This is a genomic window from Candidatus Sulfotelmatobacter sp., from assembly GCA_035498555.1.
Taxonomy (GTDB): Bacteria; Eisenbacteria; RBG-16-71-46; order RBG-16-71-46; family RBG-16-71-46; genus DATKAB01.
In genome coordinates this window covers 1-3,750 of sequence record DATKAB010000034.1, presented here as the reverse complement: position 1 = coordinate 3,750, position 3,750 = coordinate 1, and the positions used below count along the sequence as shown (strand labels likewise).

Genomic DNA, 3,750 nt, shown 5'->3' with positions numbered 1-3,750 from the left:
TAGCGCGCCTTTTCCACGGCAGGGACGGACAGGACGATGGGCTCGGCGCGTAGATCGAGCCAGAGCAGCGAATAGGGAGTGTCGCTGTTGGGCGTGATGATCGCCGTGTCCTCGTACGTGAATACGCGGGCTTCGTTCTTGATCTGGTTGAACGGGGCTTTGAACTGGCCGGAGTTCCGGTCCACGGCGTACTCGTACATCACCGCGTAGTTCATCACGATCGGCAGTCCGTAGATGAAGCCCTCTTCGGCGATGGCTTTGGTTTCGGCGGGCGTGATCTCCGCAGCGCGTGCGTTCGTGAGCGCCAGCACGGCGGCGATAGCGAGCAGCGAACGGGACAACAGCATGGTTGGCACTCCTCCTTGGCGTGGGCGCTGGTGTGGTGGGTGGCAGTTTGGGACGATCAGGGGGAAGCTTGTTAGCCGGACTCGCCGCGTGCGGCAAGGACGGTGGTCAGGTCATTGGCCTCGAGCGGTGGAGGACGTTCGACACCGTCCGCGCCACGTTCCTCTCGGGCGGCGGGCTCTTGCCCATGAAGGGGCTGGAGGCCCCTGCGCGAGCGTCAGAGGCCGTCGCGACGATCCACGAACAGAGTCTTCTCATCGAGGGCTACCGCCAACCCGACTGGCGGATGAAATTCACTTCCCAGCGCGTCGCAGTCGAGACCACCGAGGGGCATCTCGTCGAAGAGCGCGCGAACCCCAGGCGGTCGTTTGCCGGCCACACCCTCTGGACGCCGTGGGACCTCATGGACGTCGCGTACTTCAACGGCTATGCACGCTGGACCTATCTGACGACGCCATTTTTCATGGCGATGCCGGGCTTCCAGGTTACCGAGATCGAACCTTGGAAAGAGGAGGCGGAGACGTGGCGCGGGCTTCGCGTTCGGTTTCCCGAGGACATCGCCGGCCACAGCGTCGAGCAGGAATTCTACTTCGGCCCCGATCTCCTGCTACGCCGCCACGACTATCGCTTCGAGATCGGGGGAGGCGTCCCCGTGGCGCAGTACGTGCACGACCTGGTTGAGGCGAACGGGTTCCGGTTCCCGTCCAAGCGCCGCGCCTACGTGCGGAGCCCCCGAGGGAACCCCATCCATGACCTTCTCCTCATCTCGATCGATATCCGCGATTACCACGTCGAGAGGCGCTAGGACGGTGTTGCGGGCTTCTTGCGCGGCGATGAGACAAGCCTTCGAGGCGCGCTTCTCGCCGTGGCGTGCGAGATAGCGGACGAACCACATCATCGACGCTGGCCACTTCGTGCGGGAGACCGACACACCGTCGCCAAGCTGATGCGCGCCTTCCTCGCCAAGCACGTCGCGAGGAAATAGCCCACGCGCAGCTGGCGACCATGCCCGGCCAGGCTCGCGCACGAATCTGCCGCGATCCCCTACCGTGGGCGACGGGAGCGGGCTACAACTGACCGCGAGTAGAGAACCGACGTCACGGCGACCGCCGCCCCGGCGGCTGAAGGAGAGTCACCGATGAGCACGATCACGACGAAGGACGGGACGCAGATCTACTACAAGGACTGGGGTACGGGGCAGCCGGTCGTCTTCAGCCATGGCTGGCCGTTGAGCGCCGACGCTTTCGAGGACCAGATGTTCTTTCTCGCCTCGCGCGGCTACCGCTGCATTGCGCACGACCGTCGCGGCCACGGACGCTCCAGCCAGCCGTGGCACGGCAACGACCTCGACACCTACGCCGACGATCTCGCGGCGCTCACCGAAGCGCTCGATCTCAAGAACGCGGTGCACGTCGGCCATTCGACCGGCGGCGGCGAGGTCACCCGTTACCTCGGCCGCCACGGCACCAAACGCGTCGCCCGGGCCGTGTTGATCGGCGCCATTCCCCCGCTGATGCTCAAGACGGCTGCGAATCCCGCCGGCCTGCCGATCGAGGTGTTCGACCAGCTACGCGCCAACGTCGTCGCCGACCGCTCCACGTTCTGGAGGGACCTGAGCCTACCCTTCTACGGGTACAACCGGCCCGGCGCGAAGATCTCCGAAGGCGTGCGCGAATCGTTCTGGCTGCAGAGCATGATGGCCGGCTTCCCGGCGTCGTACTTCTGCATCAAGGCGTTCTCTGAGACCGACCTCACCGAGGACCTCAAGAAGATCGACGTGCCGACGCTCATCCTGCACGGCGACGACGACCAGATCGTGCCGATCGGCGCCGCCGCGCTGCTGTCCTCCAAGCTGGTCAAGAACGCCAGGCTCAAGGTCTACAAGGGCGCGCCGCACGGCATGTGCACGACGCTCAAGGACGAAGTGAATGCCGATTTGCTGGCATTCCTCGAGTCCTGAGTCACGCAAAGCGAGGAGGCTTCGATGGTCATCAGCCGCAACGACACCGCGGTCGTCTTCATCGACCCGCAAAACGAGGTGTTGAGCGAGCAGGGCGCCGCCTGGGCAGCGGTCGGCGCCAGCGTCACGGCGAACAAAACGGTCGAGAACATCGAACGGCTCTTCCAGGCCGCGAAGCAACACGGCTTCGAGGTGTTCATCTCGCCGCACTACTTCTTTCCGACCGACCGCGGCTGGAAGCTCAACGGACCGCTGGAAGAAATAGAGCATCGGGACAGGATGTTCGCGCGCCGCGGCGTCTTGGATCTCGACGGGCTCATCGGCTCGGGCGCCGATTGGCTGGAGCGGTTCAAGCCCTACATCGACGACGGCAAGACCATCGTGGTCAGCCCGCACCGCGTCTGGGGGCCGCAGACCAACGACCTCACCTTGCAACTGCGCAAGCGCGGCATCGGCAAAGTCATCCTCGGTGGCATGCTGGCGAACATGTGCGTCGAATCACATTTACGCGATCTGCTCGAGCAGGGTTTCGAGGTGCTGGTGGTGACCGATGCGACGGCGGGTCCCCGGCATCCCGAGTGGGGCGACGGCTACCAGGCGGCGATCGTCAACTATGCATTCCTCGCACATGCGATGCTCCCCACCGACGCCGTCGTCGACGCCATCGTGCAGGCTGGTCGCAGCGCATGAAGAGACTTCACGGGCGAGTGGCATTGGTGACCGGTGGCAGCAGCGGTCTCGGCCTGGCGACGGCGCGGCGGTTCACCGCGGAGGGCGCGCAGGTGTTCATCACCGGTCGGCGCGCGGCGGAGTTGGATGCGGCGGTGGCACAGATCGGCGGTGACACCGTCGGCATCCGTGGTGATGTCTCGAACCTGGCGGACCTCGATCGGCTCTACGAGACGATCGGCCAGCGCGCCGGTCGGCTCGACGTCCTCTTCGCCAACGCCGGCCTCGGCGAGTTCGCGCCGCTCGGTCGGATCAACGAAGCGCACTTCGACAAGGCGTTTGGCGTCAACGTCAAGGGCACGCTCTTCACCGTGCAGAAGGCACTGCCGCTGATGCCGGACGGAGCGTCGATCGTCATCAACGGCTCGATGGTCTCCATCAAGGGCATTCCTGCCTTCGGCGTCTACGCGGCGACCAAGGCCGCCTTGCGGTCGTTCGCGCGCACGTGGTCGGTCGACCTCAAGGCGCGCAGGATCCGTGTCAACGTCGTCAGTCCGGGGACGGTCGTCACACCAGGCTACAAGGATTCCCTCGGCCTGAACGACGAGCAGATCCGGGCGATGGAATCGGACGTGGCGGCGACCGCGCCGCTCGGGCGCGCGGGGACACCGGACGAGATCGCACAGGCGGTCGTGTTCCTCGCCTCGGAGGAGAGCAGCTACATCACCGGCATCGAGCTGTTCGTCGATGGCGGCGTGAGCCAGATCTAGTGCACC

5 protein-coding genes are annotated in these 3,750 nt (G+C 65.3%); 4 read left to right on the top strand and 1 reads right to left on the bottom strand.

The window, feature by feature from the left end; all coding sequences use genetic code 11:
* A partial coding sequence (locus tag VMJ70_03215) for a DUF1254 domain-containing protein (GenBank protein HTO90120.1) occupies positions 1-347 on the bottom strand: 347 nt, incomplete at its 3' end.
* Positions 348-415: 68 nt separating this feature from the next.
* Between VMJ70_03215 and VMJ70_03210 the strand changes: the two genes are divergently transcribed.
* The 4 genes from VMJ70_03210 to VMJ70_03195 all read left to right on the top strand — a co-directional run bounded on the left by VMJ70_03210 (position 416) and on the right by VMJ70_03195 (position 3,744).
* Positions 416-1,150 (top strand): hypothetical protein, encoded by a 735-nt coding sequence (locus VMJ70_03210; protein HTO90119.1) that lies wholly within the window; start codon positions 416-418, stop codon positions 1,148-1,150.
* 333 nt (positions 1,151-1,483) lie between these two features.
* Positions 1,484-2,305: an alpha/beta hydrolase gene (locus tag VMJ70_03205; GenBank protein HTO90118.1), complete on the top strand. Its 822-nt coding sequence runs from the start codon at positions 1,484-1,486 to the stop codon at positions 2,303-2,305.
* A 24-nt stretch (positions 2,306-2,329) separates the two neighbouring features.
* Complete coding sequence (locus tag VMJ70_03200; protein ID HTO90117.1) at positions 2,330-2,995, top strand: cysteine hydrolase; 666 nt, start codon at positions 2,330-2,332, stop codon at positions 2,993-2,995.
* Between the two features lie 17 nt (positions 2,996-3,012).
* Complete coding sequence (locus VMJ70_03195; protein HTO90116.1) at positions 3,013-3,744, top strand: SDR family oxidoreductase; 732 nt, start codon at positions 3,013-3,015, stop codon at positions 3,742-3,744.
* Positions 3,745-3,750: the final 6 nt, after the last annotated feature.

Excerpts from the sequence above, each read along its gene's own strand:
- VMJ70_03205 (HTO90118.1), top strand. The coding sequence starts at position 1,484 with ATGAGCACGATCACGACGAAGGACGGGACGCAGATCTACTACAAGGAC.
- VMJ70_03200 (HTO90117.1), top strand. The coding sequence starts at position 2,330 with ATGGTCATCAGCCGCAACGACACCGCGGTCGTCTTCATCGACCCGCAA.